Source organism: Bacillus sp. TE8-1 (genome assembly GCF_008368855.1).
Taxonomy (GTDB): Bacteria; Bacillota; Bacilli; order Bacillales; family Bacillaceae_G; genus Bacillus_A; species Bacillus_A cereus.
Map to the genome: position 1 here is coordinate 154,016 of NZ_QPET01000009.1, position 19,742 is coordinate 173,757.

Genomic DNA, 19,742 nt, shown 5'->3' on the forward strand with positions numbered 1-19,742 from the left:
GGTGGAACTGAGTATGAATATGTACCTTTTAATGATTACATTATTATCAATCGTAATTGTTATTTTAGGGGTGTCGTGGTGGAGATGGCATGCGTTTATTAGTTTAACGGTTGCAAGTTTGTTTTTAGCAATTATGTCTGGAATGCCAATGGATAAAATAGTGAGTGCTTATGAAACAGGAGTGGGAAGTGTTCTAGGGCATTTAGTAGGTATTTTAGTATTAGGTACAATTTTAGGGAAAATGATGGCAGAGTCAGGTGCTGGAATGCAAGTGGCAGAGTTCTTTATTAAATCCTTTGGGATAAAAAACTTACCATGGGCTATGTTAATTGCAGGTTTTATTATTGGAATCCCGGTGTTTTTTGAAGTAGGTATTTTAATATTACTGCCGTTAGTAATTTCAATTCATAAAACAACGAAACAAAATATTTTATTAATAGCATTACCAGCAATTGCTGGGCTATCTGTCGTGCACGGTCTTGTTCCTCCGCATCCAGGGGCCATAGTTGCAATTGGTATTTATAAAGCGAATCTTGGGAAGGTACTAATGTATTCACTCATTATTACATTTTTTGCAGCGATTATTGCAGGTCCTATATTTGCGAAATGGATTCACAAACGTGTAATTCCTGAAAATGAGCCAGAATTGATTCGTGTAAATACAAAATCAACGAAATTACCAGGAATAGGAGTTTCATTTTTAGTTATATTGTTACCTGTTATGTTAATGGTTTTAGCTGCAGCAGCTCCTTATGTGCCTCTTTCTAATACTTTGATGAAGATTATCACATTAATCGGTAGTCCTATCATTGCACTATTGATTGCATGTTTTGCGGCGTTCTATTTTCTTGGATTTCGTCAAGGTATCGATAAAAAAGCTATTAAGAAGATAACAGAAGATAGCTTATTACCAATCGGTTCAATTGTTGCGATTATTGGTGCTGGCGGGGGTTTTAAGCAAATTCTTATCGATAGTGGGGTAGGGAATGCTATTGCTCAAATGTCTGAACATTTAGCTCTATCTCCAATTGTATTAGCATTTATAGTAGCTGGTTTAATTCGAATTGCGACAGGGTCAGCGACAGTCGCCTTAACAACAGCAGCGGGTATCGTTTCGCCAATCGTTGAAAATACAACAGGTGTGAACTTAGAATTACTCGTTATTGCAACAGGTGCAGGAGCATTAATGTTTTCACACGTAAACGATGCTGGTTTTTGGATGGTAAAAGAATACCTAGGTTTAACAGTGAAAGAAACATTTAAAACATGGACAGTATTAGAAACGTTACTTTCATTTATCGCTTTTGGAGGCGTTTTACTAATCGATATGTTTGTTTAAGATAAAGATGTTTCTATTTAGATAATTGTGGCATACAACGTTATCAATAGATAAAAGGAATGTATTTTTATGGTGGGATACTGTAACAATTTTTTGTTAGGAGGAAGAAATGGTGAGCTCAAAATATATGATTGGTGTAGACATTGGGACAACTAGTACAAAATCAGTTCTATTTTCTACTGATGGATCTGTTATTGCTAGTCATGGAATTGAATATCCTTTATATTCTCCTACGCCTGAAACAGCAGAACAAGACCCAGAAGAAATTTTTCGTGCAGTAATACATACGATTAAAGAAACTGTACGATCAAGTAGTGTACAGCCAAGTGATATTCTTTGTGTCTCTTTTAGTTCGGCAATGCATAGTATCATTGCTGTAGATGAAAAGGGAAAGCCGTTAACGAGATGTATCACTTGGGCAGATAATAGAAGTGCAAGCTGGGCGGAGAAAATAAAGAATGATATGAATGGTCACGAAATTTACCTTCGTACTGGGACACCAATTCATCCGATGTCACCACTTTCGAAATTAGTTTGGCTACAGAATGAGAAGGCAGAGTTATTCGCAAAAAGTTATAAATTCATTTCTATTAAAGAATATGTTTTTTACAAGTTATATAAAGAGTATGTAATTGATTATTCTATAGCATCAGCAACAGGGATGTTTAATTTAAAATCTTTAAAATGGGATGAAGAGGCTTTATATGTTGCGGGAATTACAGATGAAAAGCTTTCAAAGCTTGTTCCAACAACGCACAGTTTAACAGGATTAGATGAAGAGCTGGCCAAAGAGATGAATGTACCTGTTTCTACGCCTTTTGTAGTAGGAGCGAGTGATGGAGTACTATCTAATTTAGGGGTAAATGCAATAGATCCTGGCGTTGTGGCTGTTACAATTGGTACAAGCGGTGCGATTCGTGCTGTAACAAATCGTCCTGTAACAGATCCAAAAGGGAGAATCTTTTGTTATGCGTTAACTGAAGACCATTGGGTAATCGGTGGTCCAGTTAATAACGGTGGTATGATTTTCAGATGGGCTCGTGACCAATTGGGTACTTCAGAGATTGAACTTGCGAAGCGTTTAGGAAAAGATCCATATGAAGTACTTACTGAAATAGCAGCAAAAGTGAATCCTGGATCTGACGGTTTATTATTTCACCCGTATTTAGCAGGGGAAAGAGCTCCTTTATGGAATGCAAATGCACGAGGATCTTTCTTTGGACTCGGATTGCATCATAAGAAAGAACATCTGATCCGTGCTGTTTTAGAAGGAGTAATTTATAACTTATATACAGTTCTTCTCGCTTTAAAAGAGCTAATTGGTGAACCGAAAAAAATTCAAGCGACAGGTGGTTTTGCAAGATCGGAACTTTGGAGACAGATGATGGCAGATATTTTCCATCAAGACGTATATGTTCCGGAAAGTTTTGAAAGTTCTTGCTTAGGAGCTGCAATCCTCGGTTTATATAGTTTAGGTGAAATAGATACATTATCCGTAGTTTCTGAAATGGTAGGTGCAGATTTTCATCATGAGCCAAACATGGAAAGTGTGGAAAAATATAAAGATTTAACGCCAATCTATATTCGTCTGTCCCGTCAATTGGAAGAAGAATATGAAAGTATAGCAACGTACCAAAAAAAGTGGGTTTAAAAGCTATTTACCAAGAAAATATGGTAACGTATAAAGAGGTACTCCGATTTTTTAGGATACTCTTTCAACATAAAATATGTTAAGAAGTATGATGAATGAAAAATATAGGGAGAGAGGGTTATGAAAATGAAGGATAACAAAGAGTTTATCGGATATGTTGGAACTTACACGAAAGAAAATAGCGAAGGAATATATAAGTTTACTTTAGACACAGAAGCAAAAAAAATTAGTAATGTAACACTTGCCGCTAAGCTGGATAACCCTACATATGTAACGATTAACCGAAATAATGAATATCTCTATTCCGTTGTTAAGGAAGGCGAATCTGGCGGTGTAGCTGCTTATTCCATTGATAGTCATACTGGAGAACTAAAAGCGAAAAATAGACAAGTAGTAGAAGGGGCTTCTCCTTGTCATATTAGTGTTGATAGTGGAAATCATACAGTAGTTACAGCAAATTACCATAAAGGAACGATTGAGTCTTTTAAAGTAAATGAAGAAAATGGAACTGTAAATCCTGCTGCATCTATTATGGCACATGAAGGTTCAGGTCCGAATAAAGAAAGACAAGAAAAACCACATGCACATTACGCGGGATATACTCCTGATGAAAAATATGTGATAGGTGTTGATTTAGGGATAGATAAATTAATTACGTATGAAATAAAAGATAGTACATTAATAGAAGTGAATAGCCTGTCTGTGAATCCGGGAAGTGGACCAAGACACATTGCTTTTCATCCAAATGGAAAATACGCTTATGTAATGACGGAGCTTAGTTCAGAGGTTATTGCGCTAACATATAACTCGGAAGAAGGATCCTTTACAGAATTACAGTATATTTCTACTCTTCCAGAACAATTTGATGAAAATAGTCAAGGCAGTGCTATCCATATTTCTTCTGACGGCCGTTTTGTATATGCAGGAAATCGTGGTCATAATAGTATCGCTGTTTATAGCGTAGATCAAAATTCAGGTCAGCTTACATTTGTTGAACATACATCTACAGAAGGAAATTGGCCGAGGGACTTTGTATTAGACCCTACTGAAAAGTTTCTTGTTGCTACAAATGAAAAGTCACATAATCTTGTGTTATTTTCAAGAGATGAATCTACAGGTAAGTTAACACTTTTACAATCTGATGTTGTTGTGCCAGAGCCTGTTTGTGTGAAGTTTTTAAATATATAATTTCAGATGCCTAAACAAAAGCAAAGCGATATCGCTTTGCTTTTTATTATTTCTTTTTCGGTCTACGTACTAATTCGCCGCCGCAGTTTGGACAAACGTTATGTCTTTCTTCTGTACATGGTGCGCAAAATGTACATTCATATACACAAATGTATGCTTCAGAATCTTGTTCGAGCGATTGATCGCAAATTTGACAGTTTGTTTTCATTTCTAGTGCCATAATAAGTCTCCTTTTTAGTTAGAAAATTTATAATTTAATTATAATTCATTAAATAGAAATAGTCCTTTTCAATTGAAAGGAAATCGAATGATAAAGTTATGAATTGAAACGAAAGATGCTGGTTTATTTTAAAATTGATTATTTATTACAGTTGGAATATTATGAAATAGTCAAAAGACAACAGGGGGTATAGATTTTGACTAATCATAACGATCATTTAAAAGCAAACTGCGAAAAATGCTTCGGTCTATGTTGCGTTGCATTACCGTTCGCAGCATCGGTAGATTTTGCAGTGAATAAAGATGGTGGTAAACCATGTTCCAACTTACAATCAGATTTTAAATGTAGTATACATAAAAATCTTAGAGGAAAAGGGTATAAAGGTTGTACAGTATTTGAGTGTTTCGGTGCTGGACAGAAGATTTCTCAGGGTACGTTTAAAGGGATTGATTGGCGGAAAGATGCAAAGCATGCAAGAAAAATGTACGATGCTTTTCCGGTTATGCATCAACTTCATGAAATGCTTTGGTATTTGAATGAGGCGATTCTTTTAAAGGCAACACAGCCAATTCATAAAGAGCTGGAGAACGCAATTGAGGAGACAGAGCGACTTTCGAATTTAAATCCAGATGAGTTAATGAAAATAAATGTTCCAATGCATAGGGCAGAGGTGAACATTCTCCTTTTAGAAACGAGCGAACTAGTATGGAAGGAAATGAATACTGCGCGTAAGAAACGAATCATTCACCGCGGAGCAGACCTTATGGGAGCGAATCTGAAAAAGAAAAATTTACAAGGTGCAAATTTAAGAGGAGCTTATTTAATTGCGGCTAACTTAAATGGTGCAGATTTAAGAGGAGCAGATCTCATCGGAGCAGATTTGCGAGATGCAGATATTCGCGGGGCTGATTTTACTAATAGTATTTTTCTGACGCAAGTTCAAGTTAATGCTGCGAGAGGGGATAAGCATACGAAATTACCGAAATTATTGTCCCGTCCATCGCATTGGAGTGCGTAAAGAGTGAGGAGTGTTTAGTGTGGATATATTTCAGTATTTAGAAGAGATGCAAGAGGATGTCTTTTCGTTAGCAGTAGAGCAAATAGAAGCGAAGTATTATGATATTTGTTGCATGTTGGCGTCTACAGAATGTGCAGAGCGAATTAAAGTAATTGATTTAGAATCATATAAGGAAAGTATTCGAGTAGGTTTGGATGCAACTGTAGAAAGGGCTACTAATGAAGAAGCAAAAGCGATTTATTTTGAGTATGACCTTGATAACGAATGGGATAGTCAGTTCTATATTTGTGAGGAGTATTTTCCAATGGAAGAAGAGGATGACGATTGGGCATCTGAATGGACATATAATATTGAGGGGCCGGGGTCTGTAGAATTAGCAGATATGTATACTGAAAATGGCTTTGACACAAGTGAAAAAGCAGTCGGTATAACTTTATATTTAATTGCTAAAACGCTGTGTAGTTTTATAAGTGTACGTAGTGAAGTGCAAAGTAATATACCGATTTGTATTGGTTTTCACGACCAAGATCCAATTATGCGAACAGGCAGAGACTAAGAATCTCTGCCTGCTTTTTATTTCTTTTCAAAAGTAGTAATGAAAACGCTACATATAATGAGAATACCACCAATGAAAAAGTTACTATTTAATGTCTCATTTAATAAGAGCCAGCCAAGTAATGATCCAACGATAGGTTGGAAGAAGAAAAATAAGGAACCGATGCTTGCATCCATTAATTCTAATCCTTTATTCCAAAGGAAAAAGGCACCTGCTGTTGAGACGATTCCTAAGTATAATACGCCTAATATGACGTACGTATTTACTGTTCCGATAGAGGCCGCTTGTAGTTCCCATATCATAAAAGGTGTAATAAAAAAGAGTGAAAAGAAAATTGCGTACGTTGTAATAACTAAAGATGAAAATCGAGCTGAAGCGGTTTTTACATAAATAGATAGTAAAGCCCACGTAATAGCGGCTCCAACTAAAATGATTGTTCCGATAAAATAAGAGCCGATTTCAATGTCCCATCCGATTACGATAATGACACCGATTGTCGCTATTATAGTAGATAAAAGTCTACGAGCAGTTAGTTTCTCTTTCAAAATGAGCGCTGCAAATATAACCATAAATGCAGGTGTAGCTGATGTAACTAACGAGCCTGTATGAGCGTCGGATAATTTTGTTCCGATAAATTGGCATGTGATCGAAATGAAATAGCCGATAAATCCAATCCAAGCGAAGAGGAGCCAATCTTTTTTGCGAATGGTTACTTTTTTCTTTTGCTTTTTCTCAGCTAGTTTTAAAATGCCATACAAAACAACAAAAGCGATAATAAAGCGTAGCCAAACGAGTGTTAGTGGTGGGATAAAATCGAGTACGTATTTGCTAACAACATACATACCGCCCCATATACTTGCTGCTAGTGATAAATATATAGCTCCTAAAATTGTTTGTTTCATGTAAAGTACCTCCGTCTATTTTTAGGGTATTATGAGTTCCCTAAGACGAGGCGTAGTGTATGTGTTATATGATTGCCCGTCTTAGTTTATAGACGGCCTACAGGTTGATCGTTTTCGAATGAAGTGTTGTAGTACATGCGTGCATTCCTCCTCTTTAAGTTATAATGATATTATAACTTAATTTTCTGATTATTGGAGGTTGTTATGAAATATATCGTTATAAAATCACATGTTAGCAATTATCCTAATCCAATTCGCTTAGAAGAGGGGGATGTAGTGAAAATGATAGAGAGTTACGCTGGTCCGGAAAACTGGGAAAACTGGATGTTTTGTCACGAAGAGAAGTATAACCGGAAAGGATGGGTTCCGGAGCAAATTATAAGAAAAGATATGAATGGAACAGGAATTATTATAAAACAATATACTGCGAAAGAATTAAATGTGAGTATTGGAGAAAGATTGATCGGATTAGAAGAATTGAATGGATGGGTTTGGTGCGAAGGAAGAGATGGTGAGAAGGGCTGGATACCAAAGGAAAACTTACAAAAATATTAATAATAATATTTGATCAATAATTAGGAAACATATTTTTGCTTATGAGTATATTGGTTGTAGGATAAAAAGTAGATTAATAGAGAAAGAGGAGGAGATTATTATAACTACAACCGTTATTTCACATTTTTACAATGAAGAGTATTTATTGCCATGGTGGCTTATGCATCATACGAAACTTTTTGATCATGGTATTTTAATTAATAAAGGTTCAACAGATCGTTCCGTTGAGATTTGTAAAAAATTCGCACCGCATTGGGAGGTGCGAGATTCTGTAAATCCAGAGTTTGATGCATATGCGACAGATCATGAAGTGATGAGGATAGAACAAGAAGTACAAGGATGGAAAATGATTTTAAATACGACTGAGTTTCTTTGCGTGCAAGATAAAAATCAGTTTTGGAAATCGCTAAATGAATTGGGGGGGAGGATGTATTGGCTGGACGGGCTTATTATGGTTGATGATCCTAACTACAACTATCCGGACCTTAACTTTGGAATACCTTTAATGAAACAGCGATTTCATGGTTATTTACCAGAAGATTGGCCGTTATGGAGAAGAGGTAGATTTATTCATAATCATGAGCATGGAAGTTATACGGTTGGAAGACATTTATCTGCGCATGAATCGATGATTTATCCACCTCTTGCCTGTATATTATGGTTTGGGTTTAGTCCGTGGAACGATGCGATGAGAAAGAGAAAGTTACAAATTGGTCCGACTCTTTCTGAAGCTAGTAAGCATGGGGGAATGGGGACGCACCATATTATTACGTCGGAAAGATTAGGAGAATGGTATAAGGAATTAGCGAGAGGAACGAAGGATTTACGTTTTAATGATGCATATCGTTATGTTTTTGTATAAATGATTTCCACCATAAAATTGTTTCTTCAATTCCTGTATTTAGATCGTATGTTGGTTTCCAGTTTACTTCAGTTTTTAAACGTTCTACATTAACCCCGACAAATAAAGGTTCATCTTTAGAGAAAGGGATTGCACCTAGTTTAATTAAATGTTCTTTTCCTATCTTTTTAGCAATGATAGAAGCTAACTTTTTAATTTGTACAGATTGACCAGAAGCGATATTGATGGTGCCTGTAACGCTGTGTTCTAATATTGTTACGAGAGCGTCAGCGACGTCACTCACATGGAGGAAATCTCTCGATTGTTTTCCATGTGTACATAGTGCTTCCTCGTTTTTTAATAAGGAAGTGATAATGTTAGAAACGAGCCGATTACCTTGTTCGTGAGGTCCATACATATGAAAAATGCGGCCCCAACACATGCTGAGGCCTGTTTGTTGTGCATACGTTTCTAGCCAGGAGTGCAGTGCATTTTTACATAAAGAATACGGGGTTTTATAGGAAAGGAGCGGTGAATCTTCAAATAATACGCCGTTAAACCATTCGTACTCTGCGCCAGTACCTGCAACGACAACACGCTTTCCACCGCATGTTGTGAAGTGTTGAATCAATGAAATACTAGACTTTAGCCAATAGTAATTATTAATAGATACATAGCATGCTGGTGGCACCGCTTCCCAAGCAAGGTGAATGAGATGGCTAGGCTGAACATCCGAAATGAATTGTTTTACTTCGTCATCGCGAAGCAAGTTTACTTTATGCCAATGGCAAGGGAGGTGAGAGGGGTTATTTTTATTATAAGTGGCGTGCACTTCATATCCCTTTTGTATAAGTGAATGTACAACATATTTACCTATCCAGCCACTACCACCTGTTACAACAACTTTCTTCATGGCTCGATCACCTCAATTTCTGGAACCGTCACTAAAAATTTACCGCCCCATTCACGAATGAAAGAGCATTCTTTCATAATTTCGTCTTTCAAATTCCAAGGAAGTATAAGAATGTAATCCGGTTTTGTACGTTTAATTTCTGCTGGAGATTTTATTGGAATACGAGTTCCTGGTAAAAGGAGATTTTGTTTGTGAGGATTTTTATCTACTGTATAAGCTAGAAATTCTTTACCTATCCCGCAATAATTCAAAAGGGTGTTTCCTTTAGCTGGAGCACCGTAACCGATAATTTGTTTGTTTAAAGCTTTCGCTTCAATAAAAAACTTTAAAATATTTATTTTCAATTGTTCGATGCGTTTAGAAAAAAGGAGATAGCAATCTAAAGTATCTAACCCGTGGTCGACTTCTTTTTGAATTAATTTTGTAACATTGGAATGGATAGTTGATTGGGCACTTAGATGGTTTACAAAAATCCGTAAGGAACCACCATGCGTTGAAAGTTCTTCTACATCAACAATTTGTAAATGATGATAACTTAAAACTTTTTGAAGGCTTATAAGTGAGAAGTAGGAAAAGTGCTCATGGTAGATAGTATCGAACTGTTTAAAGGATATGAGGTTTAATAAGTGTGGGAATTCAATTGTTATCGTGCCATCTTGTTTTAATAACGTTTTTAAACCGGCAACAAAATCATGCAAGTTTGGAACATGTGCTAATACGTTATTTGCGACGATTAAATCAGCTTGTGGCAATTTTTTTGCTAAGTCATTACTGAAAAAATTCACATGAGTAGGAATTCCTTTTTTGATAGCAATTTCTGCTACGTTTTTCGCGGGTTCAATTCCCAATGTCTCGATATTTTCTTTTTTAAAGTATTGTAATAAGTACCCATCGTTACTTGCGATTTCAATCACTTTTGAATGTTTCGTTAAGTTGAAACGCTTAATCGCCATTTCTACATATTGTTTAGCGTGTAGTAGCCAACTTGAGGAGTAAGAGCTGAAGTATAAATAGTTATGGAAAATATTTTGTGGGGATTCAAATTCATCTAGCTGTACGAGTAAACAAGAGTTACAAACAAATGTGTGCAGCGGATAAAAAGGTTCCATTTTATATGAGCTTTCAGGAGCTACAAATGAATTAGCAAGAGGGGAAACGCCCAAATCTAAAAAAGTGTTGGTTAGTAATGAGTGGCAAAAACGGCATTTTTTCTGTTCCATTTTATAGCCTCCTTATAAATTTTTGAATGCATCGATTTGTTGTCGTGTGAAAGATTCTATATTTTCACCAGATGCATATTTTTTGTACCAATCAACAGTCCAAGCGATAGCATCATCTGTTGATAACTTAGGAGTCCAGCCGAGTTTGTTTACTGCTTTTGTACTATCGAGTGTTAAAACAGGTGATTCATAAGGAGTATTTGTAGAGGAGGAAATGATTGTTAGTGGGTTATTCCATAATTTTATTACAGATTCAATGACATCATGAACGGTTCTGTTAGGTTCATTCATTGGGCCGAAATTCCACGCTTCTGCATATTTAGCATCATTCCAAAGTTTCTCAGCTAAAAGGATATAGCCATGTAGAGGATCTAAAACATGTTGCCACGGACGGACGGCATATTTGTTTCGAATACACAAAGTATGATTGTGCAAATATGCCCGAATGATATCAGGGAATAATCGGTCTTCTGCCCAATCACCACCGCCGATGACGTTACCAGCTCTGACTGAGGCGAGTTTCTGGGTATTAGTGCGGAAGAATGATTTTTGATAGGATGTTGCCGCTATTTCAGCGCAAGCTTTACTAGCGCTATAAGGATCGAAACCTCCTAGTCGGTCATTTTCCACGAACGCTCGGTCGCCACTACCGTCATTCTCATAACATTTATCGCTTGTCACATTAATAATGGCACGTACGCTTTCGACGGACTTTGCTGCTTCTAGCACGTGGACAGTACCTAAAACATTCGTTTTGAATGTATCGATAGGATTTTTGTATGAAGCGGTTACGATTGGCTGAGCTGCTAAATGAAATATTATGTCAGGTTTATGCTGCTTCATGGCATGAAATAAAGAATGGTAATCTGTAATATCGCCTTTCATTGTCGTGCACTCTTTTGCTACGTTACCTTGTTCAAAAATGTTAGGAATGGATGGGGGATGAGAAGAAAAGCCTACTACTTCTGCACCTAAAGAACTTAAGAAAAGGGTGAGCCAGGAGCCTTTAAATCCAGTATGTCCTGTAATAAATACTTTTTTCTTATTCCAAAAAGATGATGAAGCCATATTACCAAACCTTCCACGGAGCGTTATTACTTTCCCATAGCTCGACTAATTTATTTTTATCGCGCAATGTATCCATCGGATGCCAAAAACCAGAATGTTGATATGCGGCCAATTCATTTTTGTTTACTAACTGAACTAAAGTGTCTGTTTCAAAAACAGACTTATCTCCACTAATGTAATTGAAAACTTCAGGATTTAAAACGAAAAATCCAACGTTAACCCATCCGCCATCACCTAATGGTTTTTCTTGAAAAGATGTTACAGACTGTTTATCTAATATGAGAGAACCAAATCTACCAGGAGGTTGTACGGCAGTAACAGTAGCCATTTTTCCATGTTTTTTATGGAATGTAATAAGTTCTTTTATATTTACATTACTTAATCCATCACCATAAGTGAGGCAGAAAGGTTCGTCTCCGACATAATTTTGAATCTTTTTCACTCGGCCACCCGTTTCGGTATTTACACCAGTATCGATTAGTGTAACTTTCCATGGTTCTACACGATGAGAATGGCTAGTAATTGTATTATCGTTTAACTGTATTGTGAAATCAGACATGTGTAAGTTGTAATTTAGAAAGAACTCTTTAATTGCATATCCTTTATAGCCTAAGCAAATAATAAACTCAGTAATCCCGTAATGACTATACAAACTCATAATGTGCCATAGAATGGGCTTTGTTCCAATTTCAATCATAGGTTTCGGTTTTAAATGTGTTTCTTCCCCAATTCTTGTACCGTACCCACCAGCAAGAATAACAGCTTTCATTTTTTCCTCCTAAAATAAAAATTTATTATTTATACAGTATTCATGTTTTATGCAAATGAGATTGTTTTTGATTAAGTGAATGAAAATGTTTGAGGTGATGACGATGCAGAAAATATTACGGTTTGAATTTTGGAAATAATTCTTGATATTCAGGGTTATGACGGAGGTCTTGTGTTAGGTTACTAAGCTCTAAAAAACGTATGTCCAGTACTTCAGGAGATTGACCGTAATGTGTTTGAAGTCCCATTTGAACACCCCTTTTTGAAAGGGTAGGTGTAATTTGTAATTTTCTTGCCTTTGATTGTTCATTCCAAGGGCTAAAATAAAATTTTAAAATAAATGAAGGATAGTCATAAATTATATATCCGTGCCGCGAATGATGTCTACCAGGTAAATATGCACCGTCTAGATGATTGTGAATAAATCTCCAAGCACATCCGAGATTTGGGTTATAAGGGAAGACACCGTGGTATCGCTGTTCTACTAAGGGGATAGAATATCTAGGCTTTGAATAATTATAATTATGATTATCTATCATTAAAATCATTCTAATCGCATACATGTTTTGGCCTAGTGTATGAAGAGATGAAAAAAATTCTTCAGTATTATTACAACAAAAGAATTCAGTAGTATTTAAAACGATTTTCCAACCTGAAACTTCTCTTTCAATTTCCATCACTTCAATATCAGTATTAGTTGGATCAAACTCAAGAAATCTTGAATTTCGTACTTCCCAGTGGGGTGCTAATAGTTTACAAATCTCTACGGAACGATCTGTAGACCCTCTATTAATTAAAATGCCGTGATCGAATATTTTCGTGTGATGCATAAGCCACCATGGAAGTAGGTATTCTTCATTATAAAAATGAGAAATGATTGTCTTTTTCATATTAATTCCCTCCTATACAAGCAATCATTATTAGTAGGATATGCTTTTAAATAAGAAAGGTTAAAAGTGGCAGACAATGTAGTGATTAGGTAGTAGTTTAGTAATTTTATTGTATAAGTGTAGATTACTCGTATTGAATCATCATAGGAGGAGATTGGAATTTTGTATAAATTGTGAATAATAAACCGTCACGTTTGACTGTACAGTTTATGTGTTGTATGATGTAAGTAATATAAACAAGGGGGGAAGATCGTTGGGAAGGTGTATCGAATCGGACAGTTGGCTCTCATGGCTCACGTGTCGAAACGAACGATTGATTATTATACGAATCTAGGTATCTTAAAAGCGGAGCGATCTCAATCTAATTATCGCTATTACGACGAAACAGCATTTGAGACATTACAATTTATTGAGAAGTGCAAAGAAATGCATATGCCGCTTTGTGAGATTAAAGAGAAAATCGAGGAGAAGAAGAAGCTGCTCGGTATCAATGAACACGTTTCGAAACAAGTGAATGAAGTGACAGACCATATTCATCAATTAGAAGTGGAGCTTACTGAGTTAAAGCCGCTTTTAGATGGATTGACTGATTCACAACGTGAAAAAATATCGAAATCTTTATCTGGTCAAACGACAGCTTTAATACAGACACTTGCTCTATTATTATAGAATAAGTGAAATCCGACCTCTTTAATTTTTGTATCGGGCTATGTTTTCTAACAAACAAATAAGAAAACATTATAGTATACAGGAGGTGGACACCTTAGTTTTTTAACTAAGGGGATTCATTGGAAATATTTAATTTAGTCATGGTTGCGATTTTAATCGCATTTACTGGATTTTTCGTAGCAGCAGAGTTTGCGATTGTAAAGATACGTTCAAGCCGTATCGATCAGCTTGTTGCGGAAGGAAAACGCGGTGCTTTAGCAGCGAAAAAGGTAACAACAAATTTAGATGAATATTTATCTGCTTGTCAATTAGGTATTACAGTTACAGCTATGGGATTAGGTTGGTTAGGTGAACCGACAATTGAAAAGTTATTACACCCGTTATTTGAGAAATGGAACTTAAATCCTTCTATTTCATCAGTATTAACATTTGGTCTTGCTTTTATGATTATGACGTATTTACACGTTGTAGTAGGGGAATTAGCTCCGAAAACGATGGCAATTCAAAAGGCTGAAAGGGTAACGTTATTATTGGCAGGTCCATTAATGATGTTCTATAAAGTAATGTATCCATTTATTTGGGTATTGAACGGTTCAGCTCGTGTGATAACTGGTTTATTCGGTTTAAAGCCAGCTTCAGAACATGAAGTAGCTCATACAGAAGAAGAATTACGTCTTATCCTTTCAGATAGCTATGAAAGTGGCGAAATTAATCAAGCTGAATACAAGTATGTAAATAACATTTTTGAATTTGATAATCGTATTGCAAAAGAGATTATGGTACCGCGAACAGAAATCGTTGGTTTCTACCTGGAAGATTCAGTAGAAGAACACATGAAAGTGATCCAAAATGAGCGATACACCCGTTATCCGATTTTTGGAGAAGATAAAGATGATATTATCGGTATGGTCAACGTAAAAGATTTCTTTATTCGATATATGACCGAGGATCAAAAAGATTTATCATCTATTCGCTCGTATATGCGTCCGATTATTGAAGTGATGGAAACGACTCCAATTCACGATTTATTACTTCAAATGCAGAAGAAGCGAATTCCGATGGCTGTTTTATATGATGAGTACGGAGGAACAGCCGGAATTGTAACGCTTGAAGATATCTTGGAGGAAATCGTCGGCGAAATTCGTGACGAATATGATGAAGATGAAGCACCGCCAATTCAACATGTGAACGAGCAACATATCATTGTTGATGGAAAAGTGCTTATCTCAGAAGTGAAAGATTTATTTGGATTACACATCGAAGAAGATGATGTGGATACAATCGGTGGATGGATTATGATGCAAAATCATGAAATCGAAGAAGGACAACACGTTGAGGCGGAAGGTTATGAATTTAAAGTGTTAGAAAAAGACGCTTACCAAATTAAACGTGTTGAAATTCGTAAGATGGAACAAGAACAAGAAGAAGAGAAAGCAGCAACTGTGTAAGTTGCTGCTTTTCTTCTAAAGTACAAAAAATGAGAACTTAGGAGCGGATATTTTGATTCAAGAAGCCTTACGTGTATATCGATTACAATTGTATGTGATCTTTAGTGGTTTACTACTTATGTGGACGATTACTCCGTTTGGAAAACAAGTGACAGGGTTCGGTATTGGATTAGCAGTAAGCGCCTATTGTCTTTGGTTATTAGCTCGCAGAGTGGAGAAACTCGGAAAAAGTATCGTAATGAAGGAAAAGGCTCCTGGATTAGGAGTTTTAAACCGATTTGCAGCTGCTATTTTAGGAGCTATCATCATGTATGAAATTGAGCATGAAATGGAAATGTGGGCATTCGGTACAGGTATTTTAGGTGGTCACTTTTTAATGATTGCAAATTTAGCGTATGCAAATATGCAGTTAGTGAAAGAAGAAGAGAAGCAAAGAGAACATGCTTCGAAAAACATAGAGCTATGATGAAAGGGACCTAATCAGGTTCCTTTTTTAGTTTAGCGATATGATACAAGTAATCAAATTAATGACAAATATAATACGCTTCTTTTTTGTGTTTTTCAATAGTATGAAAAATAATAAAAAAATTTTAAAAAACCCATCGATTTCTAAAGGTTATGTATGTTATTATGACAAAAGACTTTTTGAAAGAGGTGGATACCAATGTTACAAGCGCTACTTATTTTTGTGCTTCAAATTATTTACGTTCCAATATTAACAATCCGTACGATTTTGCTTGTAAAGAATCAAACAAGATCCGCTGCTGGTGTTGGATTGTTAGAAGGAGCTATTTACATTGTCAGTTTAGGTATTGTGTTTCAAGATTTATCAAATTGGATGAACATCGTTGCCTATGTCATTGGCTTTAGTGCGGGACTGTTATTAGGCGGTTATATAGAGAATAAATTAGCAATTGGTTATATTACGTATCAAGTTAGTTTACTAGACCGTTGTAATGAATTAGTAGATGAATTACGTCACTCTGGATTTGGCGTTACAGTATTTGAGGGCGAAGGTATTAATTCTATACGTTATCGCTTAGATATCGTCGCAAAGCGTTCTAGGGAGAAAGAGCTTTTAGAAATCATTAATGAAATCGCACCGAAAGCGTTTATGTCTTCGTATGAAATTCGCTCGTTTAAGGGTGGATATTTAACGAAGGCGATGAAGAAAAGAGCGTTAATGAAAAAGAAAGATGAACATGCATCGTAAAAAAGAGGAGTAGTGCTGCATTAAAAGCGCAGTATAAGTCCAAATGTAAAAGGGAGGAATCTATTTTGATGTAGATTCCTCTCTTTTTTATTGTTAATTGAAAAACTAAATCGTATAATTATTTTTTCTACTCATCCTCAAATTAATGATTAGCCATATAACTTGAAAAAATACCGGTATGATAAACGCGATTAATATAACGATAAGTGATATGGATTTAATTTCAGGTGTTTGAATAACACCAGCACCATCAACCTCTCGTAACCAAATAATAGCGGCCCATATTCCAAAAATGATAATCCAAAATAGGTTACCAATCCACCAAGAAATCCATCGTTTTTTCATGTCAGCACCCCTTACATTTATCTACTGTTAAAAGTATATTTTCGTTCGTTACATTTATAATGAAACAACTTTAAAATTAGTTTTTAACTGTATATCTAACTTGTTTGAAGGTTACTATTTCTCCATCATCATTATCATCTTTCGTTTGCAAAAGTTGAACTTTTGGTTTGTAGTCTGTCCGATGAGCGTGTTCGATATCTTTAATGTTAAGCTTGTAGGATTCACCATTCTTTAGCTTTTGTTCTAACACTTTTTTATTAGCAACATAAATAAAAGTTACTTTATTTTCATCAATTCCCTCGGTCTTAATTTCTAACTCATTATCTTTTGCTGTGATCGTTGGTGTTAATAATTCCATACTGCCTTTCCCGCTTTCTAAAGAATTCTCTGCTATAGTTGAACATCCTGATAGTATGATTCCGGTGAATAGAAGAACAAGTAATTTCCTTTTCATAACATCCCCTCCGATTCTATGTGATTTTTGATTTTGGCATTGTTAGACTGCTAGTGTGGAGCGTAAATGTTTAGCTAGTACTCTTTTTATTGTACCATAATATGTAAATTAAAAAAGGCTGTATATCCAATGTAAGAGAGACTGAAAAATTTACTTATTGTTGTAAATTCGTGTGTTTTAGCTTCTATTTCAATCGAAATGTAGACGAGAAAAAGAAATTTTTTTATAGAAATTATAATTTTTACATTTTACTATAATGATAGGGAATAGATGAATTCATTTACTTCGGAGGTAGTTATTTGAACATTAATGAGAAGGCAATTGAAATGTTTGAACAAAATAAATATGAGGAAGCAATGGAACTGTTTCAACAAGCAGTACATGAATCTAGAGACGTACAATCTCGCCTGGATGTATTTTTATGAGGAAGAGAATGATGATAAAGCTCTTGAATTAATAAGAGAAGTTGTTAAGTTGAATCCATCTTCATACTTTCCTTATAACATCTTAGGGGACATTTACATGAAACAAGAAAAATGGACAGAAGCGAAAGAAGCATTACAAAAGTCTATTTCGATTCAACCATCAGATGAAGCATATCATAATGTAGCTGTAGCGCATTATAACCTTGGAGAGCTGGAAAAAGCTTCAGAATTTTTCTTGCGAGTTGCAGGGGATTCGGACTATATCATGTATAGCTATGTAAAATGTTTAATTGATTTAGAACGAACGACAGAAGCAAAAGAGAAGTTAGATACTTTTAACAGGGAGTCTGATAATTTTTTAGGGGAAATTCATGTAGCAGATTTATATGTTGAGTTGAATTGCTATAAAGAAGCAATTGAATGGTTCGAAAAGGGATACAAAAATGCTGGAAAAGTCCTAATTGGATTAGTAGATTTGTTTATGCTCTATATAAAGTGAATCATTTCTCGCGTATAAATGAAGTGATACGGGAATCTATCGAAGCGAAAACAGCAGAAATAAAAGATGTCGAGAATGAAGAAGTAGAAGACAACTGGACAGAGAAAGATAAGAAAGAGTTAATTGAGGAATATACAGAAGCGAATAATGATTATAAAACAATGATAGAGCGTATTAAATCAGGATATGTTCCAGGGTTAGAATTTGAAACGGATTTTATAGGTGGGTGCTATTTGTTTGGTTGTAAAAGGCATAATCATCTTGAATATGAAGAATAAAAAAATCGACTGTCACATATGATGGTCGATTTTTTTTATTATAGGACGCTTGTATTACATAGGTATATATCTATCCTCTTTAGAGGCCACTTTTTTTATATTCAAAATATGTAGTGAAATAAAACCAGTAAGCCCTATTCCGCCAAAAATAAGCCATGGTGTATACACTCCGCTTAAGTTGGATGTAAAAGATGTACCGGTATAATTACCAATGATAAAACCAAATGCGAGTGATAGTTGATAAAATCCAAAGAAAGTGGCTGTATATGATTCATTACTGTAATTTGCAATAGCGATATCAGCGTTTGGTAATACAAGTGTTTCACCGATTGTAAATAAAATTACACAAATAAAGAGCCAATATGGGTGTTGAAATAAAGGAATGAGTAAAAAGGAAATACTCATTAGTAAAACACCGTATTTAATAAAGGAAAGGGTGTTGTATTTGAGAAAGAGTTTTCGGAATAACACCATAAATAGGACGCCTGTTATTGCATTTAACGTAATGACTAATGTAGCAAGTTGATTGCTATTACTAATGTTTTTCATATGAAGTGGAAGGGCGACAGTAAGCTGAGTAAACATAATATAGAAGAAAATCATGATAAAGGAAAACAGAAGGAAAAACTTGTTTTGTAAGATGGCCTGTATTCCTAATGTAATAGACGTGTTTTCAGTAGTGACTTGGAAGTGATTTTTAAGTAAGTAAAAGATAAAAGCAAATAACAGCATAAGAGATCCTGTTAGAGAGAAAGCGTAGAGTGGATCGAGTAAGAGTAAGAACCCTCCTGCAATTGGTCCGATTATTGCACCGCAATTAAAGCTAAGGTTTAAATATGTAAATAAATTTTTTCTCAAATGAGCTGGCTGTGAGCCAAATATAGCGCGAGCGGCAGGTTCGTAAAATGCAGTTCCGAAGCCAATAAGTGCAAAAGAAATAGAAATTGTATAGAAATCAGACCATATTCCTAAAGCGATAAATCCGATTCCTCTCAAAAATAAACCGGCTATCATCATAATGATATAGCCTATTTTGTCAGCAATTAACCCTGAGAATAATGGGATAACTCGTGATGTAATTGTCATAACCGTCAACACTGTTCCTACTTGGACAGCAGAAAAATGAAGAAAGGTTAATAGATAAATAGCTAAAAATGCGTATACTGCAAAATACCCAAAAGACATAAAAAATGAAGAAATAAGCATGAAACGTATCGGTGTTGAGAAACTTTTCATAGAAATCCTCCTAATTATGTAACCAGTAAAATTATTTGATGGTTAA

General features: G+C 35.5%; 21 protein-coding genes and 1 pseudogene. 12 read left to right on the forward strand and 10 right to left on the reverse strand.

Translation table 11 applies throughout. The features are described from left to right. Window positions 1-13: 13 nt before the first annotated feature. From gntP to DN404_RS07325, 3 genes are all read left to right on the forward strand, one after another. Window positions 14-1,339, forward strand: a complete 1,326-nt coding sequence (gene gntP / locus DN404_RS07315) for a gluconate permease GntP (protein ID WP_006922503.1) — start codon at window positions 14-16, stop codon at window positions 1,337-1,339. A gap of 109 nt (window positions 1,340-1,448) precedes the next feature. Continuing rightward, window positions 1,449-2,990 (forward strand): gluconokinase, encoded by a 1,542-nt coding sequence (gene gntK / locus DN404_RS07320; RefSeq protein ID WP_149214904.1) that lies wholly within the window; start codon window positions 1,449-1,451, stop codon window positions 2,988-2,990. A gap of 120 nt (window positions 2,991-3,110) precedes the next feature. Beyond that, entirely contained in the window at window positions 3,111-4,178 is a 1,068-nt protein-coding gene (locus DN404_RS07325; protein ID WP_149214905.1) for a lactonase family protein, read from the forward strand. 46 nt (window positions 4,179-4,224) lie between these two features. Here DN404_RS07325 and DN404_RS07330 read toward each other — a convergent pair whose 3' ends face one another. Further along, the gene (locus tag DN404_RS07330; protein ID WP_001162788.1) at window positions 4,225-4,398 is read right to left on the reverse strand and encodes a DUF1272 domain-containing protein; all 174 of its coding nucleotides are present in this window, start codon (window positions 4,396-4,398) and stop codon (window positions 4,225-4,227) included. Window positions 4,399-4,594: 196 nt separating this feature from the next. Here DN404_RS07330 and DN404_RS07335 point away from each other — a divergent pair, with 196 nt between their 5' ends. Both DN404_RS07335 and DN404_RS07340 read left to right on the forward strand, forming a co-directional pair. Further along, the gene (locus DN404_RS07335) at window positions 4,595-5,416 is read left to right on the forward strand and encodes a pentapeptide repeat-containing protein (protein WP_000181428.1); all 822 of its coding nucleotides are present in this window, start codon (window positions 4,595-4,597) and stop codon (window positions 5,414-5,416) included. A 19-nt stretch (window positions 5,417-5,435) separates the two neighbouring features. Continuing rightward, window positions 5,436-5,972: a hypothetical protein gene (locus DN404_RS07340; protein ID WP_000350936.1), complete on the forward strand. Its 537-nt coding sequence runs from the start codon at window positions 5,436-5,438 to the stop codon at window positions 5,970-5,972. Between the two features lie 17 nt (window positions 5,973-5,989). On the opposite strand, the gene DN404_RS07345 is transcribed toward DN404_RS07340, so the two are convergent. Continuing rightward, entirely contained in the window at window positions 5,990-6,874 is an 885-nt protein-coding gene (locus tag DN404_RS07345; RefSeq protein ID WP_149214906.1) for a DMT family transporter, read from the reverse strand. Between the two features lie 204 nt (window positions 6,875-7,078). Between DN404_RS07345 and DN404_RS07350 the strand changes: the two genes are divergently transcribed. Together DN404_RS07350 and DN404_RS07355 are read left to right on the forward strand one after the other, a co-directional pair. Then, entirely contained in the window at window positions 7,079-7,429 is a 351-nt protein-coding gene (locus tag DN404_RS07350; protein WP_000875288.1) for an SH3 domain-containing protein, read from the forward strand. A 61-nt stretch (window positions 7,430-7,490) separates the two neighbouring features. Further along, a complete protein-coding gene (locus tag DN404_RS07355) occupies window positions 7,491-8,291 on the forward strand; it encodes a glycosyltransferase family 2 protein (protein WP_076774856.1) in 801 nt (266 codons plus the stop codon). Here DN404_RS07355 and DN404_RS07360 read toward each other — a convergent pair. The 5 genes from DN404_RS07360 to DN404_RS07380 form a co-directional block, all read right to left on the reverse strand. Beyond that, entirely contained in the window at window positions 8,260-9,183 is a 924-nt protein-coding gene (locus tag DN404_RS07360) for an NAD-dependent epimerase/dehydratase family protein (RefSeq protein WP_000758375.1), read from the reverse strand. The two genes, DN404_RS07355 and DN404_RS07360, sit on opposite strands and share 32 nt — an antisense overlap. Further along, complete coding sequence (locus DN404_RS07365; protein ID WP_000435776.1) at window positions 9,180-10,403, reverse strand: class I SAM-dependent methyltransferase; 1,224 nt, start codon at window positions 10,401-10,403, stop codon at window positions 9,180-9,182. The genes DN404_RS07360 and DN404_RS07365 overlap by 4 nt, the downstream gene beginning before the upstream one ends. A 12-nt stretch (window positions 10,404-10,415) precedes the next feature. Further along, window positions 10,416-11,471 carry a CDP-glucose 4,6-dehydratase gene (gene rfbG / locus DN404_RS07370; protein ID WP_000168654.1) on the reverse strand — a complete coding sequence of 352 codons (1,056 nt, stop codon included), beginning with the start codon at window positions 11,469-11,471 and terminating at the stop codon, window positions 10,416-10,418. A 1-nt stretch (window position 11,472) separates the two neighbouring features. Further along, complete coding sequence (rfbF, locus tag DN404_RS07375) at window positions 11,473-12,240, reverse strand: glucose-1-phosphate cytidylyltransferase (protein WP_149214907.1); 768 nt, start codon at window positions 12,238-12,240, stop codon at window positions 11,473-11,475. Window positions 12,241-12,355: 115 nt separating this feature from the next. Continuing rightward, the gene (locus tag DN404_RS07380) at window positions 12,356-13,129 is read right to left on the reverse strand and encodes a glycosyltransferase family 2 protein (protein ID WP_000750973.1); all 774 of its coding nucleotides are present in this window, start codon (window positions 13,127-13,129) and stop codon (window positions 12,356-12,358) included. A gap of 261 nt (window positions 13,130-13,390) precedes the next feature. Here DN404_RS07380 and DN404_RS07385 point away from each other — a divergent pair, with 261 nt between their 5' ends. From DN404_RS07385 to DN404_RS07400, 4 genes are all read left to right on the forward strand, one after another. After that, on the forward strand, window positions 13,391-13,798 hold the full coding sequence (locus DN404_RS07385; protein ID WP_000285635.1) for a MerR family transcriptional regulator: 408 nt from the start codon (window positions 13,391-13,393) through the stop codon (window positions 13,796-13,798). Between the two features lie 119 nt (window positions 13,799-13,917). After that, a complete protein-coding gene (locus tag DN404_RS07390; protein WP_000402258.1) occupies window positions 13,918-15,246 on the forward strand; it encodes a hemolysin family protein in 1,329 nt (442 codons plus the stop codon). 52 nt (window positions 15,247-15,298) lie between these two features. Continuing rightward, window positions 15,299-15,712 carry an ATP synthase subunit I gene (locus tag DN404_RS07395; RefSeq protein ID WP_000613876.1) on the forward strand — a complete coding sequence of 138 codons (414 nt, stop codon included), beginning with the start codon at window positions 15,299-15,301 and terminating at the stop codon, window positions 15,710-15,712. A gap of 198 nt (window positions 15,713-15,910) precedes the next feature. Then, on the forward strand, window positions 15,911-16,459 hold the full coding sequence (locus DN404_RS07400; protein WP_000938438.1) for a DUF2179 domain-containing protein: 549 nt from the start codon (window positions 15,911-15,913) through the stop codon (window positions 16,457-16,459). Window positions 16,460-16,564: 105 nt separating this feature from the next. On the opposite strand, the gene DN404_RS07405 is transcribed toward DN404_RS07400, so the two are convergent. After that, window positions 16,565-16,804 (reverse strand): DUF3923 family protein, encoded by a 240-nt coding sequence (locus tag DN404_RS07405; RefSeq protein ID WP_000747688.1) that lies wholly within the window; start codon window positions 16,802-16,804, stop codon window positions 16,565-16,567. A gap of 76 nt (window positions 16,805-16,880) precedes the next feature. Continuing rightward, window positions 16,881-17,258 carry a hypothetical protein gene (locus tag DN404_RS07410; RefSeq protein ID WP_000823781.1) on the reverse strand — a complete coding sequence of 126 codons (378 nt, stop codon included), beginning with the start codon at window positions 17,256-17,258 and terminating at the stop codon, window positions 16,881-16,883. Between the two features lie 299 nt (window positions 17,259-17,557). Here DN404_RS07410 and DN404_RS07415 point away from each other — a divergent pair. After that, window positions 17,558-18,460: pseudogene (locus DN404_RS07415) on the forward strand (tetratricopeptide repeat protein). A gap of 54 nt (window positions 18,461-18,514) precedes the next feature. Here DN404_RS07415 and DN404_RS07420 read toward each other — a convergent pair. After that, complete coding sequence (locus DN404_RS07420; protein WP_149214908.1) at window positions 18,515-19,696, reverse strand: MDR family MFS transporter; 1,182 nt, start codon at window positions 19,694-19,696, stop codon at window positions 18,515-18,517. Window positions 19,697-19,742: the final 46 nt, after the last annotated feature.